Raw genomic sequence first — 20,595 nt, 5'->3', positions numbered from 1 at the left:
TGGTACTGGCTCGATGCTTTTTTACCTTAGCGACGCTCGCTTTTTAGCTTGGCTTGCACTTGGTTCCTTTTCACTCGGGCGTGGCGCATCCTTGCGCCAGAGCCCTCGCGCCACCCTCCTTGGTGGCTGTTTAAAAGGAACGCAAGCTTCACCTAATTAGATCATAGAGCTTGTTTGATTAAGCGGTTATTACTCAAAAGCAGACGCCATGGATGGCGTCGACCGACCGTCTGGAGCAATATGCCTTTGCTGATCTGTTATTACTCAAAGCAGATTCTAAGCTGCAATGCCACTATGACGCAGTAGCGCATCGACACTTGGCTCACGGCCACGGAAAGCTTCAAATAGCTCGGCCGCTGGGCGTGAACCGCCGTTTGCCAATATGGTATCACGGAAGTGGGCACCGGTTTCAGTGTTGAAAATGCCATCTTCCTCGAATTTTGAGAACGCATCCGCAGACAACACTTCCGCCCATTTGTAGCTGTAGTAACCGGCCGCATAGCCACCCGCAAAGATGTGCGAGAAGCTGTTCTGGAAACGGTTAAACGCTGGTGGGACAGTGACCGCTACTTGGCTGCGCACCTCGTCTAATACGTCTTGCGCCTTGATGCCGTCTTGGTATTCACGGTGTAAACGGAAGTCGAATAGAGAGAACTCCAATTGACGTACCATCTGCATACCAGACTGGAAGTTCTTCGCCGCGAGCATTTTATCTAACAAGTCTTGAGGCAGTGGCTCGTTGGTTTCGAAGTGACCAGCAATGTGCGCTAGGGCTTCCGGCTCCCAGCACCAGTTTTCCATAAACTGACTTGGCAACTCAACCGCATCCCACGCTACGCCATTGATGCCCGATACCGACGAGACTTCTACCTGCGTCAGCATGTGGTGCAAGCCGTGACCGAATTCATGGAACAAGGTAGTAACCTCATCATGAGTCAGCAAAGCAGGCTTATCGCCGATTGGCTGGGTGAAGTTACAAACTAGGTACGCCACAGGTAGCTGCAAACGGCCATCGTCTAAACGACGACGCACACGGCATTCGTCCATCCAAGCGCCACCACGCTTGCCTTCACGAGCGTAAGGATCTAAGAAGAAGCGAGCAATGTCTTCACCATTTTTAGAGATGGTAAACAGCTGAACGTCTTTGTGGTACGTATCAAAATCAGACTCTTCGCGAATATCCACACCGAACAAGGTTTGTGCCGTATGGAACAAGCCCGACAGCACTTTGTTAATCGGGAAGTAAGGGCGTAACACTTCTTGCGAAATGGAATATTTCTTCTCGCGCAGTTTCTCCGCGTAGTAGCCCACATCCCAAGAATTTAGTTCTTCAACACCGTGCTCTGCTTTAGCAAACGCTTTCAGGTCAGCTAAATCACTTTCAGCAGAAGGTTTAGACTTCACGGCAAGATCACTCAAGAAGTCCACAACTTGCTGACCACTTTCCGCCATTTTTGTTGCAACAGATAGTTCAGCGTAGTTTTCGAAACCAAGGATCTGAGCCATTTCATGGCGAAGGGCTAGGATTTCATCGATCAATGGAGCGTTGTCGAATTTACCTTCGCTGCTTAGCTCAGACGCGCGTGTTGCGTACGCCGTGTACATTTCTTTGCGCAGTGCTTGGCTGTCTGCATAGCTCATTACAGGTAAGTAAGAAGGGATATCTAACGTAAATAACCAGCCTTCTTGTTCTTTCGCTTGCGCCATTTGCTTGGCTTGGGCAAGGGCTGATTCAGGTAGACCTGCAAGCTCTGCTTCATCAGTGATCAACTTGCTCCACGCTCGGGTCGAGTCCAATACGTTTTCACCAAACTGGCTGCCTAGCTCAGATAGGCGCGCGCTGATTTCACCGTAACGTTTCTTTGGCTCCCCTTCTAGACCGACGCCCGATAATTCAAAATCACAGATAGTTTGCGTTAGCGCTTCAGCTTGCGCTGGTGTCAGAGATTTAGCCTCATCGCTTTCGGCTAGGGCTTTGTAAGCGTCGTACAGGGCTTTATTTTGACCCAGCTCTGTGTAGTAGTCGCTTAGCTTTGGCAAACTGGCATTGTAGGCTTCACGAATCTCTGGCGTGTTTTGTACCGAGTTTAGGTGACTGATCGGCGACCAGAATTGGCTTAGGCGATCGTGGATTTCATCCAAAGGCGTGACCAGACTTGCCCACGTTGGCTGTGCGTTTTTTTCAACGACCGCAGCGATGTCATTGCGGTTCTTCTCTAGCAACGCTTCTAAGTCGGCGACGATGTTCTTTGGCTCGACTTTGGAAAATTCTGGCAATGTCGTGGCATCCCATACGGATTGTGTCATATCGTGTTATCCTTTTTGGCGTTTGCTGAGTGCCAAAACACTCCAGCTGAAATAGGGTTAGTACTGTCTTATAAGATATGTGGTCTTGACGCTTTTTCAATGGGGAAACGTCGATCACACCCATAGCTTTCATTAATGCTGCACTGTGTGTGCTAAGGAAGAGAGAATGCCAGTTAAATCATTTCGCGGCCACACGCCAAGTTTTGGAGCACGAGTATGGGTCGACGACAGTGCTGTGATCATCGGCGATGTGGAAATCGGCGAGGACAGCTCGGTTTGGCCATTGGTTGCCATACGTGGTGATATGCACCGTATCCGTATCGGCCAGCGTACCAGTATCCAAGACAACTCCTGCCTACACATCACCCATGCCAGCACCTACAAGCCAGAAGGTCACCCGCTTGAAATCGGTGATGATGTAACCGTTGGCCATATGGCCATGTTACACGGCTGTAAGATCGGCAATAAAGTTCTAGTCGGCATGGGCACGACTATCTTAGACGGTGCCGTGATTGAAGACGAAGTGATCATTGGCGCAGGCTCCCTAGTACCACCGGGTAAGCGTCTAGAATCAGGCTACTTATACATGGGATCACCCGTAAAACAAGCCCGCCCTCTATCTGAAAAAGAGATCGAGTACTTCCAATACGCAGGCCTAAATTACGTCAAACTGAAAGACGAGTACCTAGCAGAAGCTCAGGCGGCTGGAGAAGCTTAATGAGTCGTTTAAGCGCAAGGTTCATTGGCGTGGCACTGGTCGCTGGTGCATTCTGGGTGGCGACTCAGTCCTACCAAAACCATTTTGCAGGCCCAGCCCTAGATGAAGCCAAACAAGCTGAGCTTGGAATTCAACTGCTAGAGTTTCCACGCCAGATACCACCCATTGAGCGACTCGATAGCAACTCATGGCAAGCTATCCGCTTACAGCCTGAGTTCTGCGATGCAGTCTGCCAAGGCACCATGGTTCAACTTGCCACATTAGGCGTACACATAGTACCAGCCACTCAGGCGGTTTACTCAGACCTTGCCCAAGTCACTAGTGCTGAGAAATATCAGCTTCATCAAGACAAAATTTTATTAATTAACCCAGACGGGAAGTTTGCAGGCTCTTTGCGACCACCTTATAACGCTGACACGCTCGCTAACGCGATGCAGGCTTTGAATCCATAATTTTTTGTATCGTCTTGTAATAAAACCTCGGCTTGATTCGTCTAATTCGATAAATTGATTTTTCATAAAACGACAAGCCGAGATTTAACATGACCCAAACCCTATCTCGCTCCAACGAACAAGCCTCTAGTCAGCTATTCCAAGATACTGAATTTATGGAAGCGCTACGCAGTCAGATGCTTAAATTCGCTATCTTACAAGTTCGCAACGAAGCGCTTGCCGAAGATGCCGTTCAAGAAGCCATGCTATCCGCTTATCAAAATATTGACCGTTTTAATCGTCAAGCTGCCTTGAAAACTTGGGTGTTTGCCATCCTGAAAAATAAATTGATTGATATTTTGCGTAAGGAAAAGCGTTATACCAACGTCAGTTTATTAGAAGAAGGCGCAGGCCGAAGTGACGAAGCTTTACTAGAAGATCTATTTAATGAAAAAGGCCATTGGCAAAAAAGCGAGCGTCCAAAAAAATGGGATGAGCCAGATCACGATATTGAAAACTCTCATTTTTGGCGCACATTTGATGTCTGTTTAGAAGCTTTGCCAGCGAAGCATAGCCGCTATTTTATGATGCGAGAATTCCTTGAGCTGGAAACTAAAGAGATCTGTGAAAATGAAGAAGTCAGTGTGAGCAACCTGAACACGACCTTGTTCCGTGCTCGCCTACGCCTGCGTGAATGTCTAGAAGATAACTGGTTTATCGGAGAGAACACACCATGATGAAATGCACACAAGCCACACAGCTTTTATCAGAACGACTCGATCGTAACCTGACAAACAGTGAAAAAGTGAACCTAGGTTTACACACAGCCATGTGCCCAGCCTGTCGCCAATTTGGCAAACAAATGCTGAATCTGCGTGACTTAAGCCAGCGCTATGTCAAAGCGTCTGACACATCTGCGCAAGACAAATAACAGGCATTCATGACATAACCGCTATAAAGCAAAACGGGGCCATGTTGGCCCCGCTTTAAATCCAGCAAAACTTATTTTGCAGATTTCTTTTTAAGTGACTTTTTCAATTTAGCAATTTTATCTTTTTGCTTAGCCACTTTTTCTTTACGTGCTTTAATCTCTGATTTAATTGCTTTAACTTCTTTCTTAGACATATCCGTAGTCTCCTTATAATTCAATGAGTTAAGAACTTCACTTTACGCTTATTGAAGAGAAACTCCCACCCCTCAAAAGCAATTGTCATAAAAACTTAATACATAAGTCACAAAACCGCCACATTAAAAAAAACATTTTCTTTGAGAAAAAATTATCTTTTTTTGAAATGATGTGTAAGAAATTCAAAAAGCCTCTCGTCCAATGTAGGCAAATCAACATTATCTCATTAGAGGAAAACGTTATGTCTACTAAAAACACTTCCCTTGCTCTTGCTTTAGGTACTGCTGTTGCTCTATCTGCTGTGGCGGTTCCAGCCCAAGCCGCATCTAAAGAAAAATGCTACGGCGTAGCGCTTGCTGGTCAAAATGACTGTGCCGCAGGCCCAGGTACTTCTTGTGCCGGCACATCGACTATGGATTACCAAGGCAATGCTTGGAAACTGGTTCCAGCTGGCACATGTATGGAAATGGACTCGCCAACGTCTCCTTCTGGTCACGGTAAATTGGAAGCATTCTAAGGGCTGTCATGATGACCTTTAGTAAGCCGCAAGCCGAGGGTAAATCTTTACCCTCAGGCTTTGCCCAGCAAACAGGGATCAGCTTAAAGCCTTGCTATTACGAGCAAGTCTTAGCGACACAACCTAAGGTTGGCTTTTTTGAGATCCATGCCGAAAACTATTTAAGTGAAGGCGGTCCCGCACGTCATTATCTTGAAAAGATTCGAAACCTGTATGACATCAGTGTACATGGTGTGGGCTTATCCTTAGGAGGTGATGAGAAGCTCAACCTTGAGCATTTAGAACGCGTTGCACGCTTAGTGGAACGAGTTCAACCCGCCGTATTTTCAGAGCACTTGGCTTGGTCTACTCACCAGCAATATTTCTTTAATGACTTACTGCCAGTGCCCTACACCGAAGATCGGTTGCAGCGACTGTGTGAGCACGTTGACCAAGTACAAGCACGACTCAAACGCCAGATATTAATCGAGAACCCTTCTACCTATTTCGAGTTTTGCTCAAGCGCCATGGAAGAAACTGACTTTATCGCGGAATTGGTCAAACGCACAGGCTGTGGGCTTCTACTCGACGTGAATAACGTTGATGTCTCTTGCTTTAATCATCAACGTAACCCTTATGATTATTTACGAACCTTCCCGTTACAGGCCGTTCAGCAGATACATTTAGCAGGACATACTTTAGACGAGAAGGCGCAACCCGCACTGAAGATCGACTCACATGATCAACCGGTAACCACCGATGTCTGGCACCTTTATCAGCACACACTTGAGCTGATAGGAGATTGTCCAACTCTGATTGAACGTGATGGCAATTTTCCTGAGTTGTCCGTGTTACGAGAAGAGGCAGGTATGGCCGACCGTATTCGAGCCTTAGTAAAGGAGGCACAGAATGCAGCAACAATTTAGTCAGGCTCTGTTTTCCACAAACGAACTGGAGCAAGAAGATTTACTCAACGAAATTAAGGGCCACTCGCTCGCAGAGCGCACACAACGCCTAAACGTCTACCGCAACAATGTGTTTGTCTCCCTGATGGAAGCCCTTGGGGAGATTTTTCCCGTGTGTAAGCAAGTGGTGGGTGACGCTTTTTTTAATGCCATGGCACGCCAATATGTGGATCGACACCCTCCTGAATCGGCAATCCTGAGCGAGTACGGTGATCAATTCAGTGAATTTGTCAGTCATTTCTTTGCAGCCCAATCATTGCCCTATCTAGCCAGTTTGTGTGACCTTGAATACCGACTTTTGCAGATGACACATAGCGCTGAGCCGACTCATTTATCTCTCATAGAAGCGCAACAACGTCTCAGCCAAGCCAGTAACCCAGAAGCCTTACAACTGTTACTTTGCTCACAATGTGAACTACTAAGCTATCCTTACGCCGTCGGACAACTTTACCTAGCGCATAAGCAACAACAGCAAGACTTGAGTCAATTACAGCTTCAGCAAACGGACTACTTGATGCTCACAAAATCTGGCCTTTACGGCTGTATTTACACACTCAGCAGCATTGAGTTCGAGTTCATTACTGCGTTAAAAAAGAACCCTAGCTTGAGCCAAGCATTGCCTGAAAGCGAGTCCTTCGACTTAGGACAAACTCTTGCAAAATTAATGACTTGGGAAGTTTTCTCAGATATTTACGAATCTTAGGAGCCAGATTATGCTAAACCTGTTAACGCGTGTTCCCGAACAGTTGTTTCGCCCCCTTCCAGAAGCACTCATTCTGTTGTTAACTCGGTTCGCTCTGGCCACTGTATTTTGGCTGTCAGGACAGACCAAAATCGAAGGCTTCGCTTTTAACCCGCTGGCGGGGCAATTTGAATTTGGCTTACCTACCATAAAGGAATCCACATTCTTCTTATTTGAGTATGAGTACGCCCTACCTCTGATCCCAGCCAATCTCGCGGCTTATCTCGCCACCGCTGCCGAGCATGTACTGCCCATTTTGCTCATACTGGGCCTGTTCACGCGATTAGGCGCTGTGGGAATTTTGGCCATGACCCTAGTGATTCAAATCTTTGTTTACCCTAGTGCCTATGCCTTGCATGCTTCTTGGGCAGCCATGGCATTGCTGCTCATGAAACAAGGCGCTGGACGTGTTTCTCTTGACAACCTTCTCACTCGCTAAAAAGCGTTTCATTAAATTAAGAGCCTAAGTAATACGCCATAAAAAATGCGACACCTTGATCTCTCAAGATGTCGCATTTTTAACTCTTACTTAGCGATCAGCGTTTAGTTTAAGCCGTCTTACGAATCGGCAGAGTGTAAGCAATCAAAAATAGAAGCGCTGCACACACCACCACACTTGGGCCAGTTGGTGTATCCCAATGATACGACGCCCACAAGCCGCCACACACCGACAAACACCCTAATACGCCTGCCATAGACGCCATCTGTACAGGCGTCTGTGAAAGCTTACGCGACGTTGCGGCAGGAATGATCATCAAAGACGTAATCAGCAAAACACCAACGATCTTCATCGCCACCGCGATGACCACCGCCACCAACAGCATTAGCAACAGGCGGATGGCTTCAACTGGATAACCTTCCACTTTCGCCAACTCTTCATTCACGGTCAGAGCCAGCAAAGGACGCCAGAAGGTCACTAACAAGCTCATCACTAATAAGCCGCCGCCATAAATCCAATATAAGTCTGTCTGACTGATGGCAAGCAAATCACCAAATAAGTACGCCATCAGATCAATGCGCACATTGTCCAAAAAGCTAACCGCCACCAGTCCCAGCGACAAAGCGGAATGGGCTAAGATGCCCAGCAATGTATCCGTCGCGATGATGTGTTTTTTCTGCAACGCCACCAGCACCAATGCCAAGCCAACACACAGCACCACAATGGCGAAGTTCAAATTAATATCCAACAAGAAACCCAACGCCACACCCAGTAAAGCAGAGTGCGCTAAGGTATCGCCAAAGTATGCCATCCGTCGCCAAACGACGAACGCACCTAACGGCCCCGCAACGGCTGCCACACCAACGCCGCCAATCAAGGCTCTCATTAACAGTTCAAGCATGTTCTAGAAATCTCCGATTAATGAGTATGATGCTGGCAACTAGCCGTGTGTACATGGCCTTCTTCGACCACTTCACCACTGTCATCGTGCACGTGATTATGATTGTGGGCATAAATCGCCAAGGACGAATCCGCACCAGGGATGCCGAACAGAGCCTGATACGCGGGGTGGCCTTTGACATGCTGTGGAGAACCTGAACAACACACATGCTGATTGATACACACCACCGTATCCGTTTGTGCCATCACCAAGTGCAAATCATGGGAAATCATCAAAACACCACAGTTTAGCTCTTTGCGAATCACATCGATTAGGTTGTACAGTTCTACCTGACCACTGACATCGACCCCTTGTACCGGTTCATCCAATACCAATAAATTAGGGCGATTCAACAGTGCACGGGCCAATAGCAATCGTTGTGTTTCACCACCGGACAACACATGTACTTGGGAGTTTTCTAAGTGCGGAATACCCACTTTATTGAGCGTAGGGCGAATGTCTTTTTTATTCACGCCACGTACCAAGCCTAAAAAGTGCTTAACCGTTAGTGGTAAGGTTGGATCAATATGCAGTTTTTGAGGCATGTAACCAATTCGCAAATGATCATGGCGCACCACTTTACCAGTGGTAGGCTCTTGCAAGCCTAAGAGGGTACGAATCAAAGTACTCTTACCACTGCCATTCGGGCCGATCAGCGTCACAATCTCCCCTTGATGCAGGGTCATATTGATATTGCTCAGCAGTTGGCGCTCCCCAAAACGAATGCCAATATCTTGCAGCTCTGCTAATCGTGTACTCATGATGCAGGCGCTTCCTGAGTACGGCAATCGGCACATAAACCGGTCAATTCAATGGTTTCAGCACGCAGTTCAAAACCCTGCTCCGCAGCCTTATCAATCAACGATTGGTGAATGTCTTGGTAATCAAATTCCATCACGTTTTGGCAGTCATCACAGATTAAGAAATAGCCCTTGTGCGGCTTATCGGCGTGGGCACAGCCGAGGTAGGCGTTCATAGACTCTACCTTGTGAATCAAGCCTGCCGACATCAGAAAGTCCAAGGCACGATAAACCGTTGGCGGAGCCGAGTTAAAGCCCTCTTCTGCTAGCTTCGCCAATAGCTGATACGCCCCAAGAGGGCGGTGGCTTTGCCAAATCAGCTCAAGCGCGCGTCGGCGCACTTTGGTTAGACGCTGGCCTTGCTCAGAACAAACCGTTTCAGCGGTTTCCAAGGCCTGCTCAATGCATACATCATGATTGTGTGCATGATCATGGCCAGCCGTATGAGAGTGGTGGTGTTCGGTCATTAGAATGCCCGCCCTGCAACTTGTAGGTCACTGTAAATCATCGTGACACTGATAAAAATTAAGGCACACGCGGCAAGCACACCCAATAGGCGTGTCACCCGTTGTCGCCATCGACTGGGGCTTAATGCAAAGCTGCCATCGCGAAACAATACACTCAGTAATGCTAACGCAGATACCGTTAAGCCCGTGCCTAACGACATCACCAAGGTCGCTAATACGCCCCATTGAAAAATGCCTGTGCTGGTGGCAAACAACAGCACTAAGACCGCCCCCGTACACGGGCGAATACCAATCGCAGACACCATGGCTATGGTGCTGCGCTTGGCTGTTTTTACTTCCTCATCAGGCGCATCCAAAAGCTTTGCATCATGCTGATGAGCATGGTGCTTACATTCATGCTTATGACTATGATCATGATGCTCACAGTGGCTATGCTCATGATGACCACAATCGTGGTGACTGTGATCGTGCAAATGATCCTTACTGTGATCGTGCCCACAACTGGATTTACCTTGTGCCAAACGCCACAGCATCCAAATACCAATCAAACCAATAGCGGCATAAGAAGCCAGCTCAAGGACACGGGTGGTTTCAGTGATGGCACCAGCAATATCGAGTAACTGCGCCATCCCCCAAACCAAGAGAATCGCCACCACACCTTGCGCCAGAGCGGAGATAAAAGACAGCTGAACCCCCTTACGCAACGGTGCCTTAGTAGCAAGTAGGTAAGAACCGATTACCGCTTTACCATGGCCGGGGCCGGCCGCATGAAATACACCATACAGGAAGCTAGCCACCAGCAAACTACCGATTAACGCAGGGCTTTCTTGCTTGGCTAAGGTTTGCACCAAACGCGCTAATTCACGGTGAAAATCACGCTGCTGCTCCATGACCCAGCGTCCCATTTCAAAGACAAACGTCTGGTCAGCCGCCCATGCAGTGCTGGACAGCAACATCAATAAAATGCTTAACCACTTTATATTGCGCACACTGAGCTCCAAAAACACCAAAACCAAAATGTTACAATATAACATTTTGGTTTGCTAGGTTAATAAGATTGATTTTCACCTTAACTGGTCGCAGGATGCAAGAAGCCCATCACACCACCCATAAAGATTTGCGCCGCCATCGCTGCCAAAATCAAGCCGGTGATCTTCGATAGAATATTCAGACCTGTGCGGCCTAATAAGCGCTCAATAATCGAACTGCAGTATAACAACACGCCTAGAGTCAATAGCGCTGCGACTAAGCCCATTACGCCAATAACAAACTCCCAGCCTTTGAACTCCGCACCGTAAACCAAGATTGTACCAATCGTCGCCGGACCAATGATGGTCGGCACCGCGAGCGGCACCACAGAGATATCATCACGCTCTTCGTTCGGCATCCCCGTAGCATGGTTACGAGTACCGTCTTTCACCAAACTGATGGCAGACATAAACAGCAGGATGCCCGCACCGATTCGAAAAGAATCCAGTGTAATCCCTAATACCGCAAACAAAGTGCTGCCAAAGAACATCAACACTAAAGCGATCGCTAATGCGGCAATAATCGACTTATTGGCCACATGACGGCGGGATTCTGGGGTTTCACCGCGTGTCAGTGCCAAAAACATCGACATCACGAAAAACGGAGCAAATAGGAAGAAAAACTTAATCCACGTGGACAGTAATAGACTCATGATAGGAGTACCTAGATCGGCAGTGCGTTCGCGATCAGCGTTGCGTCAGTGCCAGTTTGATGCCAAAGCCCACCAGCAATACGCCGGTTAAGCTATCCAAGACTTGCGCCACTTTTGGTCGCGCCAGCCATACTCTTGCTCGGTGAACCATCACCGCAAGAAACGTTTGCCACACCATCGCTATGATAAAGTGAAGGGCAGCCATAAACAGAGATTGCGCCACGGCAGAATATTCTGGGTTAATAAACTGCGGCAAAAACGCCATATAAAACACAATAGTCTTAGGGTTTAGGATGTTCGACAAGATACCCTGACGAAACGCCAGTTTAGCATTCATCTGACGCCCTTCTGGCACATTCAGTGTCAGTCCTTGAGGTCGCCAAGCGCTGCGCAAAGCTTGTACCCCTAAGTAGACCAAATACAGAGCACCAGCTATTTTGAAGGCCGTAAAAAAGGTCGCAGAACCTAATAAAATCACCGACAGGCCTAGGGCTGAAATCGTGGCATGGGCAAACAAGCCCAAACAAATACCTAAGCTGCACACGAAGCCTACACGCCAGCCTGCCACGGCAGAGCTACGAAGCACCAATAAAGTGTCCACTCCAGGACTCATGGTTAACACCGTTATCGCCAGTAAAAATGGCAACCATTGGAATTGCTCGATCATAGGACGCTCTCAATCAAATTAGGAACACGACAGCCTAAGGACTAGGTGTCACAGTGAAGGTCGACCCAACCTTCCATATAGAATTCATCGGCTTCTTGCTCTGCTGGTGTGCAGGTTTCCGCCATCATTCCGGTCAATTTAATCAAGCCTTCATCAGGAGTGACCAAGGCAAAATAATTTTCAGGGTCGCCAAAACCCAAATGAAGGGTACTGGTTTGTAAATCTATCGTTTCGGGAAGCACTATACCTAGGTGAACAGTTAAGGCTTGATCACTGATGCCCACATTAACGATCTCAACATGAGTAGGTTTTAACTTCCGATCATTGACCTTAATCTTTAGAAAGTAACCGTATTGCGCAAGGTTGGTCATAGCTAAAGCAGCCTCTGATTTCTCAGCGCCACTTAATTGCCCATCAGCATTTTGATCAAAAGCCATCAACATGTCGAGACTGGAAAACACATCAAACTTCCAGTAGGCATCGACCGTCTGAATCGCAGGTGTCGTTAGATTGACCTGGTAATAAGAGTCGATCCAAATATGCGGATGAGCCAGCACCTGCCCTGCTCCAAGCCATAACAAACTTGCACTCATAGCTTTACAAATACAGCGACGCCAGCTCAACATAGATTAATTCTCCGTTAGACTCGGTGCATGACGCACACGCGCTTCTAGGATACGTTGGAACTCCATTGGATCATGCTGTTGTGCCAAACGCTCAGGATCATGCTTCGCACCGTGCCATGCTTCTAAACGTGACAACCAAAAACGCAACGCGGCGATTTTTAGCATATGTGGCCAAGACATAATTTCTGCCGCACTTGGCTGGCGCTCATGAATGTAGGCATTGACCATCGCATGGTACTTATCCATATCCAGCTCGCCAGTGCTCATATCCGAACACCAATCGTTCACCACAATGGCTAAGTCGTACATCAACCAAGAGTAACAAGCATTATAGAAGTCGATGATCGCAGACAGTTGCTCCCCTTCAAACAAGGTATTGTTGTAGAACAAATCCCCGTGCACCGTACCTTTGGCTAACTGATCGTCGTATTGCGCAATAAAGGCATCAAACTCAGACACTTGCTCAAGCAATAAGTGCGCTTGATCCGTTTCTAGCTCTGGAGCAATCGACTTTGACGTCGCGCGCCACCAATCCATACCACGGTGGCTTGGACGGTGTTCAGGGAAATCCATACCCGCTGTATGCAGCTGCGCCAACACTTTACCCATCAAACGACAGCTTTCGACAGTGGTGCCATCTTCTAGCAAGCCACCTGGGAAGCAATCCACTATGATCGCAGGACGACCTTGGACGACACGTAAACGTTCCCCATGGTTGTCAATCAAGGCCGCCGGTACGTTAAAGCCCTTGTGCTTAAGATGCGCGACCACATCCAAGAAGTACGGTACTTCGTCGTATTCAAACTCTTCAAATAAGGTCAGGACGTATTTGCCTGTAGTGGTGTTCACAAAGTAGTTGGTGTTTTCTACGCCACCAGAAATGCCTTGAAAAGACACCAATTCACCTAAGTAATAATCGGCCACAAGGCCGCGCATGTCAGAGTCCGAAAGAGAAGTGTAAACAGCCAAAATCTGTACCTAATGTATTTTATTTGCGCAATGATTCATTTAGCCGCTAATGCTCCACAATCGGAGCAAAAAGGTCAATTGGTTATCGCCAAAACCTCTTTTGAATGAGGCATTTTAGTACATTCGCGCTACATCTCTATACACAACGCCCATATAAAAATACTGACTCGGCTATTAAACTATACTTCATACATCATTCACTCCCTTTTCGATAAAGTAATGAGGCAGGAGACTAGTTGTGCAGAAACCGTTGTTTTCCATCAGGGCGACCTATATTGCGCTGTGCCTCTACATCATATCCACTATCAGCATTGGCGCAATTCATTTCAATACCCGCCACCTGATTGATTTTGTTCTTCCCACTAGCTCCGGCGTTTGCTTTATCTTGGTTCTGATCTATTTCCATCAAGCTCCACAAGACAGACACTCTGTTGCTGTTAAAGCGCTACTTATAATGAACGCCTACGCCTTTATCCCACCGGCTTGGTATTTTACGATTAGCTCAGCCCTAAATGACTGGGTATTAGTAGATGAATTCCCTCCAGTGAGCGGCCTAATGTTATTTGTCTCAGCGATGTCAGTGGTCATGGCCCCCCAGTCATGGTTAAAGTATATGTTCCTTTTATGGGTGCTGATCTGTGCCCCTATACTCGTCTACCTCATTGCGCACCCAGCTGAGCTACAAACAGCTCGCGGCAAAGAGATGATAGTATTCTTCGGACCTTGCGGGGCGTTGCTACTGATCGTTTTATTTTATCAACGAGACCTGTTCTTGCGTTTTTACCAGATAGAAGAGCGCTTACGTTATTCGCGCAGACAAGCCGACTATGATGAATTAACCGACATTTATAATCGCCGAGGCCTTATTTACTGGCTTTCGTCGAATGCAGGGGAAAAACCTAATATCAGCAGCCTCATCATCGATATAGACCACTTCAAACAAATCAACGATACCCATGGACACGAGTCCGGCGATGCAGTTCTAAGGAAAGCAGCAAAGCTTTTGGGAAACAGTCTACCAAAACAAAGCTGCCTTGCTCGCTGGGGTGGGGATGAATTCGTAGTACTATTAAATGATTTGACAGCGAACCAGGCGAAACAGGTTGCAGATACTTGTTGGCGAGCCATCCACGACCATCAGTTCCCCTTAGTAGGCCAGCTCACTTGTAGCATTGGTGTTGCTCATAATATCCAGTCAAACGACATTGACACCCTCATCCGTCAAGCGGATGCGTGTCTGTATATCGCCAAACGGCAAGGCCGAGATCAAGTGGTCAGCCGCCCATCTGAGGAATAATGCATTAAGCGGTCACTCAGACCACTTAACGCTGTAAATTTCTGCTGAACGCCCTAGAATAGTCAGCAATTATGGCGTTTTATAACAGAGGTTTTATTTTGGCTACGGACACATTATCAAGCACAGCACCGATGGTTTTGGTAGACGGCTCGTCTTACCTGTATCGTGCTTTTCACGCGATTCCACCACTGACCACCAGCGATGGCCAACCGACCAACGCGGCCCGCGGTGTGATCAGCATGATTCGCAGTTTAATTGGCCGTTACCCTAACTCCCCGATCGTGGTGATTTTCGACGCCAAAGGTAAAACTTTCCGCGACGATATGTACAAAGAGTACAAAGCCCAGCGCCCGCCGATGCCGGACGATCTGCGTCTACAAATCGAACCGATCCACCGTATGATCGAAGCCATGGGCTTACCTTTGGTGATCATCGAAGGCGTGGAAGCGGACGATGTAATCGGCACCATCGCCAAACAAATCGGTGGTGAAGGCCGTGAAGTCGTCGTCTCAACGGGCGATAAAGACATGGCCCAGTTAGTGACAGACAAAGTCACACTGGTGAACACCATGACCGATACCGTAATGGACGTAGAAGGCGTTAAAGAGAAATTCAAAATCCCACCAGAATTGATCATCGACTTTCTCGCGCTGATGGGCGACAAGGTCGACAACATCCCAGGTGTACCGGGTGTGGGTGAGAAAACCGCCCTCGCCATGCTACAAGGTATCGGCAGCCTAGAAGAAATCTACGCGCGCCTTGATGACATTGCCCCGCTTGGCTTCCGTGGTTCGAAAACCATGGCTAAGAAAATGGAAGAACACCGTGAAATGGCCGAGCTTAGCTACAAGCTGGCAACCATCAAATGCGATGTGGAACTGCCATTTGATCCACACACATTGAAAAACGAAGAGATCAACAAAGAAGCGCTACGCGAATGGTTCACTAAACTGGAATTCAAAACTTGGCTGCGCGATCTAGATAAAGCCCCTGCTTCCGGCACCGCCGATGACACGGTAGACAACGATGATGAGCCAGCGCCTGCGGCTAATATCGATGTGGAATACGACACGGTTCTCGATAAAGACAGCTTTAATGCTTGGCTGAAGAAAATCCAAGAAGCCGACCTTGTAGCGTTCGATACCGAAACCACGTCTCTTAACTACATGGCCGCCGAGCTAGTTGGCGTAGGCATCTCTGTTGAGATCGGCAAGGCCGCTTACATCCCTGTGGCACACGATTACGAAGGCGCGCCAGAGCAACTTGATCGTGACTGGGTACTAGAACAACTTAAGCCTTGGCTTGAAGACGACAACCAAAAGAAAGTCGGTCAGCACCTTAAATACGATGCTAACGTTTTGAACAACTACGGCATCACCCTGCGTGGCATTCAGTTCGACACCATGTTGGAGTCCTACGTGCTTAACTCCACCGCCACACGCCACGATATGGACAGCCTAGCGTCCAAGTTCCTTGGTCACACCACCGTGAGCTTTGAGGAAATCGCAGGTAAAGGCGCGAAGCAGAAAACCTTTAACCAGATCGAGCTTGAGCAAGCGGCGTTTTACGCAGCAGAGGACGCAGACATTACCCTGCGCCTACACCATGCGATCATGCCGAAACTGGAAAAAGAAGGTGATTTGGTTAACGTCCTAAGAGACATCGAACTGCCATTAGTGCCTGTGTTAGCGAAAATGGAACAAACTGGTGCCTTGATCGATCCAGACCTATTGCATGCACAAAGCGCCGAGATCGCTGCTAAATTGCAGGAGATCGAGATCAAAGCTCATGAAGAGGCGGGGCAAGCTTTTAACCTAAGCTCACCAAAACAGCTACAAGAAATCCTGTTTGAGAAACAAGGTTTGCCAGTCATTAAGAAGACGCCAAAAGGCCAACCTTCTACTGCCGAGCCAATCCTGCAAGAACTGGCGGAACAATACGAACTGCCACGTTTGATCATGGAACACCGCAGTATGTCGAAGCTAAAGTCGACTTACACCGACAAGCTGCCAGAGATGCTGCAAAAGACCGGACGCATTCACACGTCTTATCACCAAGCGGTGACTGCGACTGGTCGTTTATCTTCGACGGATCCAAACTTGCAGAACATCCCGATTCGTACCACCGAAGGTCGCCGTATTCGCCAAGCGTTTATCGCACCAGCAGGCTACAAGCTGATCGCCGCCGACTACTCGCAAATCGAGCTACGCATCATGGCGCACCTATCACAAGATAAGGGTCTATTAGATGCCTTCGCCCACGATGTGGACGTGCATAAAGCCACTGCCGCAGAAGTCTTCGACACCACAGTAGACGAAGTGACTACGGAACAACGCCGCCGCGCTAAAGCCATCAACTTCGGTCTAATCTACGGCATGTCCGCCTTTGGCCTCGCGAAACAACTTGGCATCGGCCGTCCAGAAGCACAGCAATACGTTCAGCGCTACTTTGAACGCTACCCGGGCGTGCGCACCTACATGGACAACACCCGAGAAAGCGCCAAAGAAAAAGGCTACGTGGAAACTATCTTCGGTCGTCGCTTGTACCTACCAGAGATCAAAGCCCGTAACGCCATGATGCGCCAAGCCGCAGAACGCACCGCGATCAACGCCCCGATGCAAGGCTCCGCCGCCGACATCATCAAACGCGCCATGATCAACATGCACGATTGGCTCGCCGAAACCGACTTAGACGTGAAAATGATCATGCAAGTACACGATGAATTGATCTTCGAAGTGGTCGAGAAAGACCTTGAGGCTGCACAAGAGAAGATCGTCGAGATTATGCAGACCAGTAGCGAGATCGACGTGCCTTTGCTTGTGGAAGCTGGGGTTGGGAACAACTGGGACGAGGCGCACTAGGCGCCGTCAAACAATACATAGAACTTCCCTATTCATTTAACAAGCCTTTACTATCAATGGAGCTGAACCGTGCTATCAGGAATTACTAAACCAATAAAGCTAAATTTGGCATTTCAAGGAGGAGGAGCTAAATTAGCCGCTTTGATAGAATGCGCATCCAAAATACAGGAATTAGAACGATCAGGGAAAATTGAGATAGTAGCTCTCGCTGGCACCTCTGCAGGCTCTATTGTTGCAGCTCTTCTTGCCTGCGACTTTAATTTCGACATAGCTAAAGAACGAATTTCTTCTCTATTCACTAAGCTTGAGTCAGATTTATCTATTGAGCCGAAGCTTTTCAACAAAACTTTAGGTGCAGTTAACAGTATCTATAAGGGAAAGACCTTATATAAACCTAAAGCATTAAAGAACTTTGTTGACGGACTGTTCTCTGAATACATTGACGGTTCCTCTATTTTTGAGAATTTAAAGCACCCTTTAAGTGTTGTCGTAACAGATCTTTCCACCCGTTCAAAGAAGACCTTTTCAACTACTTTGACCCCACAAGAAAAAGTTCTTGAGTCTGTTGTACATTCTTGCTTTCTTCCTCTGATTTTTCATGCACACGCATCTGATACTTACTATGTCGATGGTGGATTATGTGAAAATTTACCAGTAGAAGAGTTCCGTCTATGTGATGGTGTTTATAATATCGCCATTGGTTTCGATGATGAATCAAGTGAAACATTTAACGGCTTTAATGGAGTTAAAGATTATATCGAAAGGGTAATTTCAAGTTCTATTAACCATGGTGTAAGAAGGTCTGAAAAATCAGAAAACTGCCATGAAGTCATACGATTAACCCCTCTTGTTGGAACCTTAGACTTCAGTTCTGCAATCAATAAGCTTAACGAGGGTGCATGGAAGTCAGAGTGTGAGCTAGCGTTAGCAAGAGCTATTATTAAATTAAACAAGATCCGAGAAAATGAAGTCTCCTTTAAAAAAAGAGACGAAGAACAAAGAACCAAATTAGATAAGACAAGAGAAGATCTTTATGATGCTTTTACTGTACTAGAGCATCATAGAGTAAAATATATAAAGAAAGAGATTAGTGTATTACCATATTGTTTATTCCCTTCTGATGATGAAAGAAGCGTAAATCCTGACAAAGTTAAGCAAATTGAAATAATAAATCCTCTAGAACCACTAAGATGTTTTCACTTTCAACTGGCTGCAGATGTAGACGAAATCAAACGATACAAAGTTAATGTTGAACGTATTGAAGACAACGAGATTATAAGCCATAAGGTTTTTGAAGTAGAAAGAACAAATACAATGGCTATTGAAAACGGGTTATTAACGACACTTTTCATATTTTTTGATGATTATTTAGAAGCAGAAAAGGATTACAGAATCAGCGTTACATATAGCATCTTCAATACAATGAAACAGTTGAACAACGCTTCTAAAAGTGAATTCATGACCTGCATGAATGATCGGCGCAGCGATGCATGCTACGAGCAAGCAACAATGGTTTTTTTCTGCCCTCCAGATGTGGAAGGTACTATCCAGATGTCTCATACTGTTGATCAGCTGGATGTTGATCGAGGACTAAGTGCTGTCGAAGGCAAGCCTGCTTCTACTTCTGATATAGAATCACCTATCCCAAGGGATGAAGGAGTTTCTAGGGCATTAGCTTGGAAGTGCGAAAATTTACGATTTAATGAATCATGCAGTGTCCGCATTCATTGGCTTTAATCTATCAAACCTTGCCTCGAGAAACTTTACATGAGAAGATAACTGGCCTATACAACTGATGAGAAATTTAAAAATTGCTCATAAAGGAGATTTTTATGAATATGCCTATTAAAGTTGGTGGTTAAGAATTTATTAGGGGAGCTACGGCTCCCCTAACTTTTGGGCAACAATGCCGAGAAGAAAAATCCATCTATCTCGTTTCCGTAGATCCTCTCGGCTACCCATAACTCTTTTCCCCTGCCCCCAATTTCAACAATCCTTTCTAGCAGCGGCATCCAGTCGCTTTCGACCTTAAGTTCAAAGCATTCCTGTAACGCCTCGGCTAGTTGCTCTGGATTTAATTCTCGTTGCTCTGTGGAACAATTGGAGTCAGATGAAAATTAATCCATCTGACTCGGTTTTCGACCTCGCTTCCTTGGCGTCACTCGCCTACCTGTTAGCTTCTCGATCTCTTCTTTAAAACGTGCGTTTCCCAATGCCATATCGGAATGCATGGCGGATCGAATCCGTCCACGCTCTTCGTCGGGAATATGGTATTTGAATAATGCTTGGTAACGCTTCGCTCAGAAAGCGATAGCTCGACTATTTGTATTCAGCTGGATAGGAGATCATATTGGCTCTAACAGGATTGTGATCTACTTTCATCTGCCCCATTTAATTGAGCATTATATTTCTCAAAAATAAGTATTTTAGATTTTTTTGAGAAATATATTTCCCAAAAACAGTTAATAAAGTCTAGAATGAGCAAAATACTGCTCAATCAGGTATCTTATTAAATCCCTTACTATCCAAGCACTATTCGATCAACAATGGCATGACATCGCTATCGTCAATATTGCTGAGCCAGAGAGAGGCAACGCCAGTCGATGCAGCCTTGGCTATGAGATGGATTATTCTATTGAGTGGCTGGAAACTAAACTGACTCGCTGGGGGCTTTTATGAGCATGACACCTGCCGAACGCCAGGCATTGTTGGTACAACTGCTACAACAGCATTTACTAGGTGAAATCAGCCAAGGGCAAATGCTTAAGACGCTACGCAAAGAGGTCTTAGGCTTTTCTCAAACCCGCTACGCGGAGTTTGTCGGAGTCAGTCGCCGTACACTCACAGATATTGAGCAAGACAAAGGCAACCAAGCCCAGTCGATGATTGATACCGTGTTTAAGCCCTTTGGCATTAAATCTGGACTGACGCCGATCCACCCTCATGTAGCGAAGCACATGATGGCTGGTGTGGAGTCATAAGCAATTAGGGGCAGATGTGAACAATTGAGTCAGATGAAAATAAACCATTTGACTCCGTTTTCGACCACGCTTTCTTGGCGTC

General features: G+C 46.9%; 22 protein-coding genes. 12 read left to right on the top strand and 10 right to left on the bottom strand.

Features of this window, described 5'->3' with window-relative positions; all coding sequences use genetic code 11:
- Positions 1-276: 276 nt before the first annotated feature.
- Entirely contained in the window at positions 277-2,307 is a 2,031-nt protein-coding gene (prlC, locus tag ACXAC1_RS09385; RefSeq protein WP_475061191.1) for an oligopeptidase A, read from the bottom strand.
- Positions 2,308-2,473: 166 nt separating this feature from the next.
- On the opposite strand from prlC, the gene ACXAC1_RS09380 reads away from it, so the two are divergent.
- The 4 genes from ACXAC1_RS09380 (at position 2,474) to ACXAC1_RS09365 (ending at position 4,387) form a co-directional block, all read left to right on the top strand.
- Positions 2,474-3,025 (top strand): gamma carbonic anhydrase family protein, encoded by a 552-nt coding sequence (locus ACXAC1_RS09380; RefSeq protein WP_475061189.1) that lies wholly within the window; start codon positions 2,474-2,476, stop codon positions 3,023-3,025.
- Positions 3,025-3,477 (top strand): hypothetical protein, encoded by a 453-nt coding sequence (locus ACXAC1_RS09375; protein ID WP_475061187.1) that lies wholly within the window; start codon positions 3,025-3,027, stop codon positions 3,475-3,477. The genes ACXAC1_RS09380 and ACXAC1_RS09375 overlap by 1 nt, the downstream gene beginning before the upstream one ends.
- An 89-nt stretch (positions 3,478-3,566) precedes the next feature.
- Positions 3,567-4,193 carry an RNA polymerase factor sigma-70 gene (locus ACXAC1_RS09370; RefSeq protein WP_475061185.1) on the top strand — a complete coding sequence of 209 codons (627 nt, stop codon included), beginning with the start codon at positions 3,567-3,569 and terminating at the stop codon, positions 4,191-4,193.
- Positions 4,190-4,387 (top strand): zf-HC2 domain-containing protein, encoded by a 198-nt coding sequence (locus tag ACXAC1_RS09365; RefSeq protein WP_228190532.1) that lies wholly within the window; start codon positions 4,190-4,192, stop codon positions 4,385-4,387. The genes ACXAC1_RS09370 and ACXAC1_RS09365 overlap by 4 nt, the downstream gene beginning before the upstream one ends.
- Before the next feature lie 71 nt (positions 4,388-4,458).
- On the opposite strand, the gene ACXAC1_RS09360 is transcribed toward ACXAC1_RS09365, so the two are convergent.
- Positions 4,459-4,581, bottom strand: coding sequence for a hypothetical protein (locus ACXAC1_RS09360; protein WP_266099414.1), 123 nt, complete (start codon positions 4,579-4,581; stop codon positions 4,459-4,461).
- A 242-nt stretch (positions 4,582-4,823) separates the two neighbouring features.
- Here ACXAC1_RS09360 and ACXAC1_RS09355 point away from each other — a divergent pair, with 242 nt between their 5' ends.
- Genes ACXAC1_RS09355 through ACXAC1_RS09340 form a run of 4 tightly spaced genes read left to right on the top strand, consistent with a single transcriptional unit; the run spans position 4,824 to position 7,224 of the window.
- Positions 4,824-5,099 (top strand): BufA1 family periplasmic bufferin-type metallophore, encoded by a 276-nt coding sequence (locus ACXAC1_RS09355; RefSeq protein WP_199462659.1) that lies wholly within the window; start codon positions 4,824-4,826, stop codon positions 5,097-5,099.
- Between the two features lie 8 nt (positions 5,100-5,107).
- The gene (gene bufB, locus ACXAC1_RS09350; RefSeq protein ID WP_475061182.1) at positions 5,108-6,004 is read left to right on the top strand and encodes an MNIO family bufferin maturase; all 897 of its coding nucleotides are present in this window, start codon (positions 5,108-5,110) and stop codon (positions 6,002-6,004) included.
- Positions 5,988-6,746, top strand: a complete 759-nt coding sequence (locus ACXAC1_RS09345; protein WP_475061180.1) for an HvfC/BufC family peptide modification chaperone — start codon at positions 5,988-5,990, stop codon at positions 6,744-6,746. The genes bufB and ACXAC1_RS09345 overlap by 17 nt, the downstream gene beginning before the upstream one ends.
- Before the next feature lie 10 nt (positions 6,747-6,756).
- Complete coding sequence (locus ACXAC1_RS09340; protein WP_475061177.1) at positions 6,757-7,224, top strand: DoxX family protein; 468 nt, start codon at positions 6,757-6,759, stop codon at positions 7,222-7,224.
- Between the two features lie 109 nt (positions 7,225-7,333).
- On the opposite strand, the gene znuB is transcribed toward ACXAC1_RS09340, so the two are convergent.
- The 8 genes from znuB to ACXAC1_RS09300 all read right to left on the bottom strand — a co-directional run bounded on the left by znuB (position 7,334) and on the right by ACXAC1_RS09300 (position 13,374).
- Positions 7,334-8,125 carry a zinc ABC transporter permease subunit ZnuB gene (gene znuB / locus ACXAC1_RS09335; protein WP_475061174.1) on the bottom strand — a complete coding sequence of 264 codons (792 nt, stop codon included), beginning with the start codon at positions 8,123-8,125 and terminating at the stop codon, positions 7,334-7,336.
- Positions 8,126-8,142: 17 nt separating this feature from the next.
- Entirely contained in the window at positions 8,143-8,925 is a 783-nt protein-coding gene (gene znuC, locus ACXAC1_RS09330) for a zinc ABC transporter ATP-binding protein ZnuC (RefSeq protein WP_199462663.1), read from the bottom strand.
- Positions 8,922-9,431 (bottom strand): Fur family transcriptional regulator, encoded by a 510-nt coding sequence (locus tag ACXAC1_RS09325; protein WP_475061172.1) that lies wholly within the window; start codon positions 9,429-9,431, stop codon positions 8,922-8,924. The genes znuC and ACXAC1_RS09325 overlap by 4 nt, the downstream gene beginning before the upstream one ends.
- Positions 9,431-10,420 (bottom strand): nickel/cobalt transporter, encoded by a 990-nt coding sequence (locus tag ACXAC1_RS09320; protein ID WP_475061169.1) that lies wholly within the window; start codon positions 10,418-10,420, stop codon positions 9,431-9,433. The genes ACXAC1_RS09325 and ACXAC1_RS09320 overlap by 1 nt, the downstream gene beginning before the upstream one ends.
- 80 nt (positions 10,421-10,500) lie before the next feature.
- The gene (locus tag ACXAC1_RS09315) at positions 10,501-11,112 is read right to left on the bottom strand and encodes a MarC family protein (protein WP_475061166.1); all 612 of its coding nucleotides are present in this window, start codon (positions 11,110-11,112) and stop codon (positions 10,501-10,503) included.
- A gap of 34 nt (positions 11,113-11,146) precedes the next feature.
- Entirely contained in the window at positions 11,147-11,779 is a 633-nt protein-coding gene (locus ACXAC1_RS09310) for a LysE family translocator (protein WP_475061164.1), read from the bottom strand.
- Between the two features lie 41 nt (positions 11,780-11,820).
- On the bottom strand, positions 11,821-12,405 hold the full coding sequence (locus ACXAC1_RS09305; protein WP_475061162.1) for a DUF1007 family protein: 585 nt from the start codon (positions 12,403-12,405) through the stop codon (positions 11,821-11,823).
- A gap of 3 nt (positions 12,406-12,408) precedes the next feature.
- On the bottom strand, positions 12,409-13,374 hold the full coding sequence (locus ACXAC1_RS09300) for a homoserine kinase (RefSeq protein WP_475061160.1): 966 nt from the start codon (positions 13,372-13,374) through the stop codon (positions 12,409-12,411).
- 238 nt (positions 13,375-13,612) lie between these two features.
- On the opposite strand from ACXAC1_RS09300, the gene ACXAC1_RS09295 reads away from it, so the two are divergent.
- The 4 genes from ACXAC1_RS09295 (at position 13,613) to ACXAC1_RS09280 (ending at position 20,513) form a co-directional block, all read left to right on the top strand.
- Positions 13,613-14,671 (top strand): GGDEF domain-containing protein, encoded by a 1,059-nt coding sequence (locus ACXAC1_RS09295; RefSeq protein WP_475061158.1) that lies wholly within the window; start codon positions 13,613-13,615, stop codon positions 14,669-14,671.
- Positions 14,672-14,802: 131 nt separating this feature from the next.
- Positions 14,803-17,532, top strand: coding sequence for a DNA polymerase I (gene polA, locus ACXAC1_RS09290; protein WP_475063808.1), 2,730 nt, complete (start codon positions 14,803-14,805; stop codon positions 17,530-17,532).
- Between the two features lie 69 nt (positions 17,533-17,601).
- Entirely contained in the window at positions 17,602-19,269 is a 1,668-nt protein-coding gene (locus ACXAC1_RS09285) for a patatin-like phospholipase family protein (RefSeq protein WP_475061156.1), read from the top strand.
- A gap of 938 nt (positions 19,270-20,207) precedes the next feature.
- The gene (locus ACXAC1_RS09280) at positions 20,208-20,513 is read left to right on the top strand and encodes a helix-turn-helix domain-containing protein (RefSeq protein WP_475061154.1); all 306 of its coding nucleotides are present in this window, start codon (positions 20,208-20,210) and stop codon (positions 20,511-20,513) included.
- The last annotated feature ends 82 nt before the right edge of the window (positions 20,514-20,595 follow it).

The sequence above is a fragment of the Marinomonas sp. AWM4_232 genome (assembly GCF_056158325.1).
Note: the sequence above shows the minus strand (reverse complement) of the source record. Positions and strands in the feature narration are given on the sequence as shown.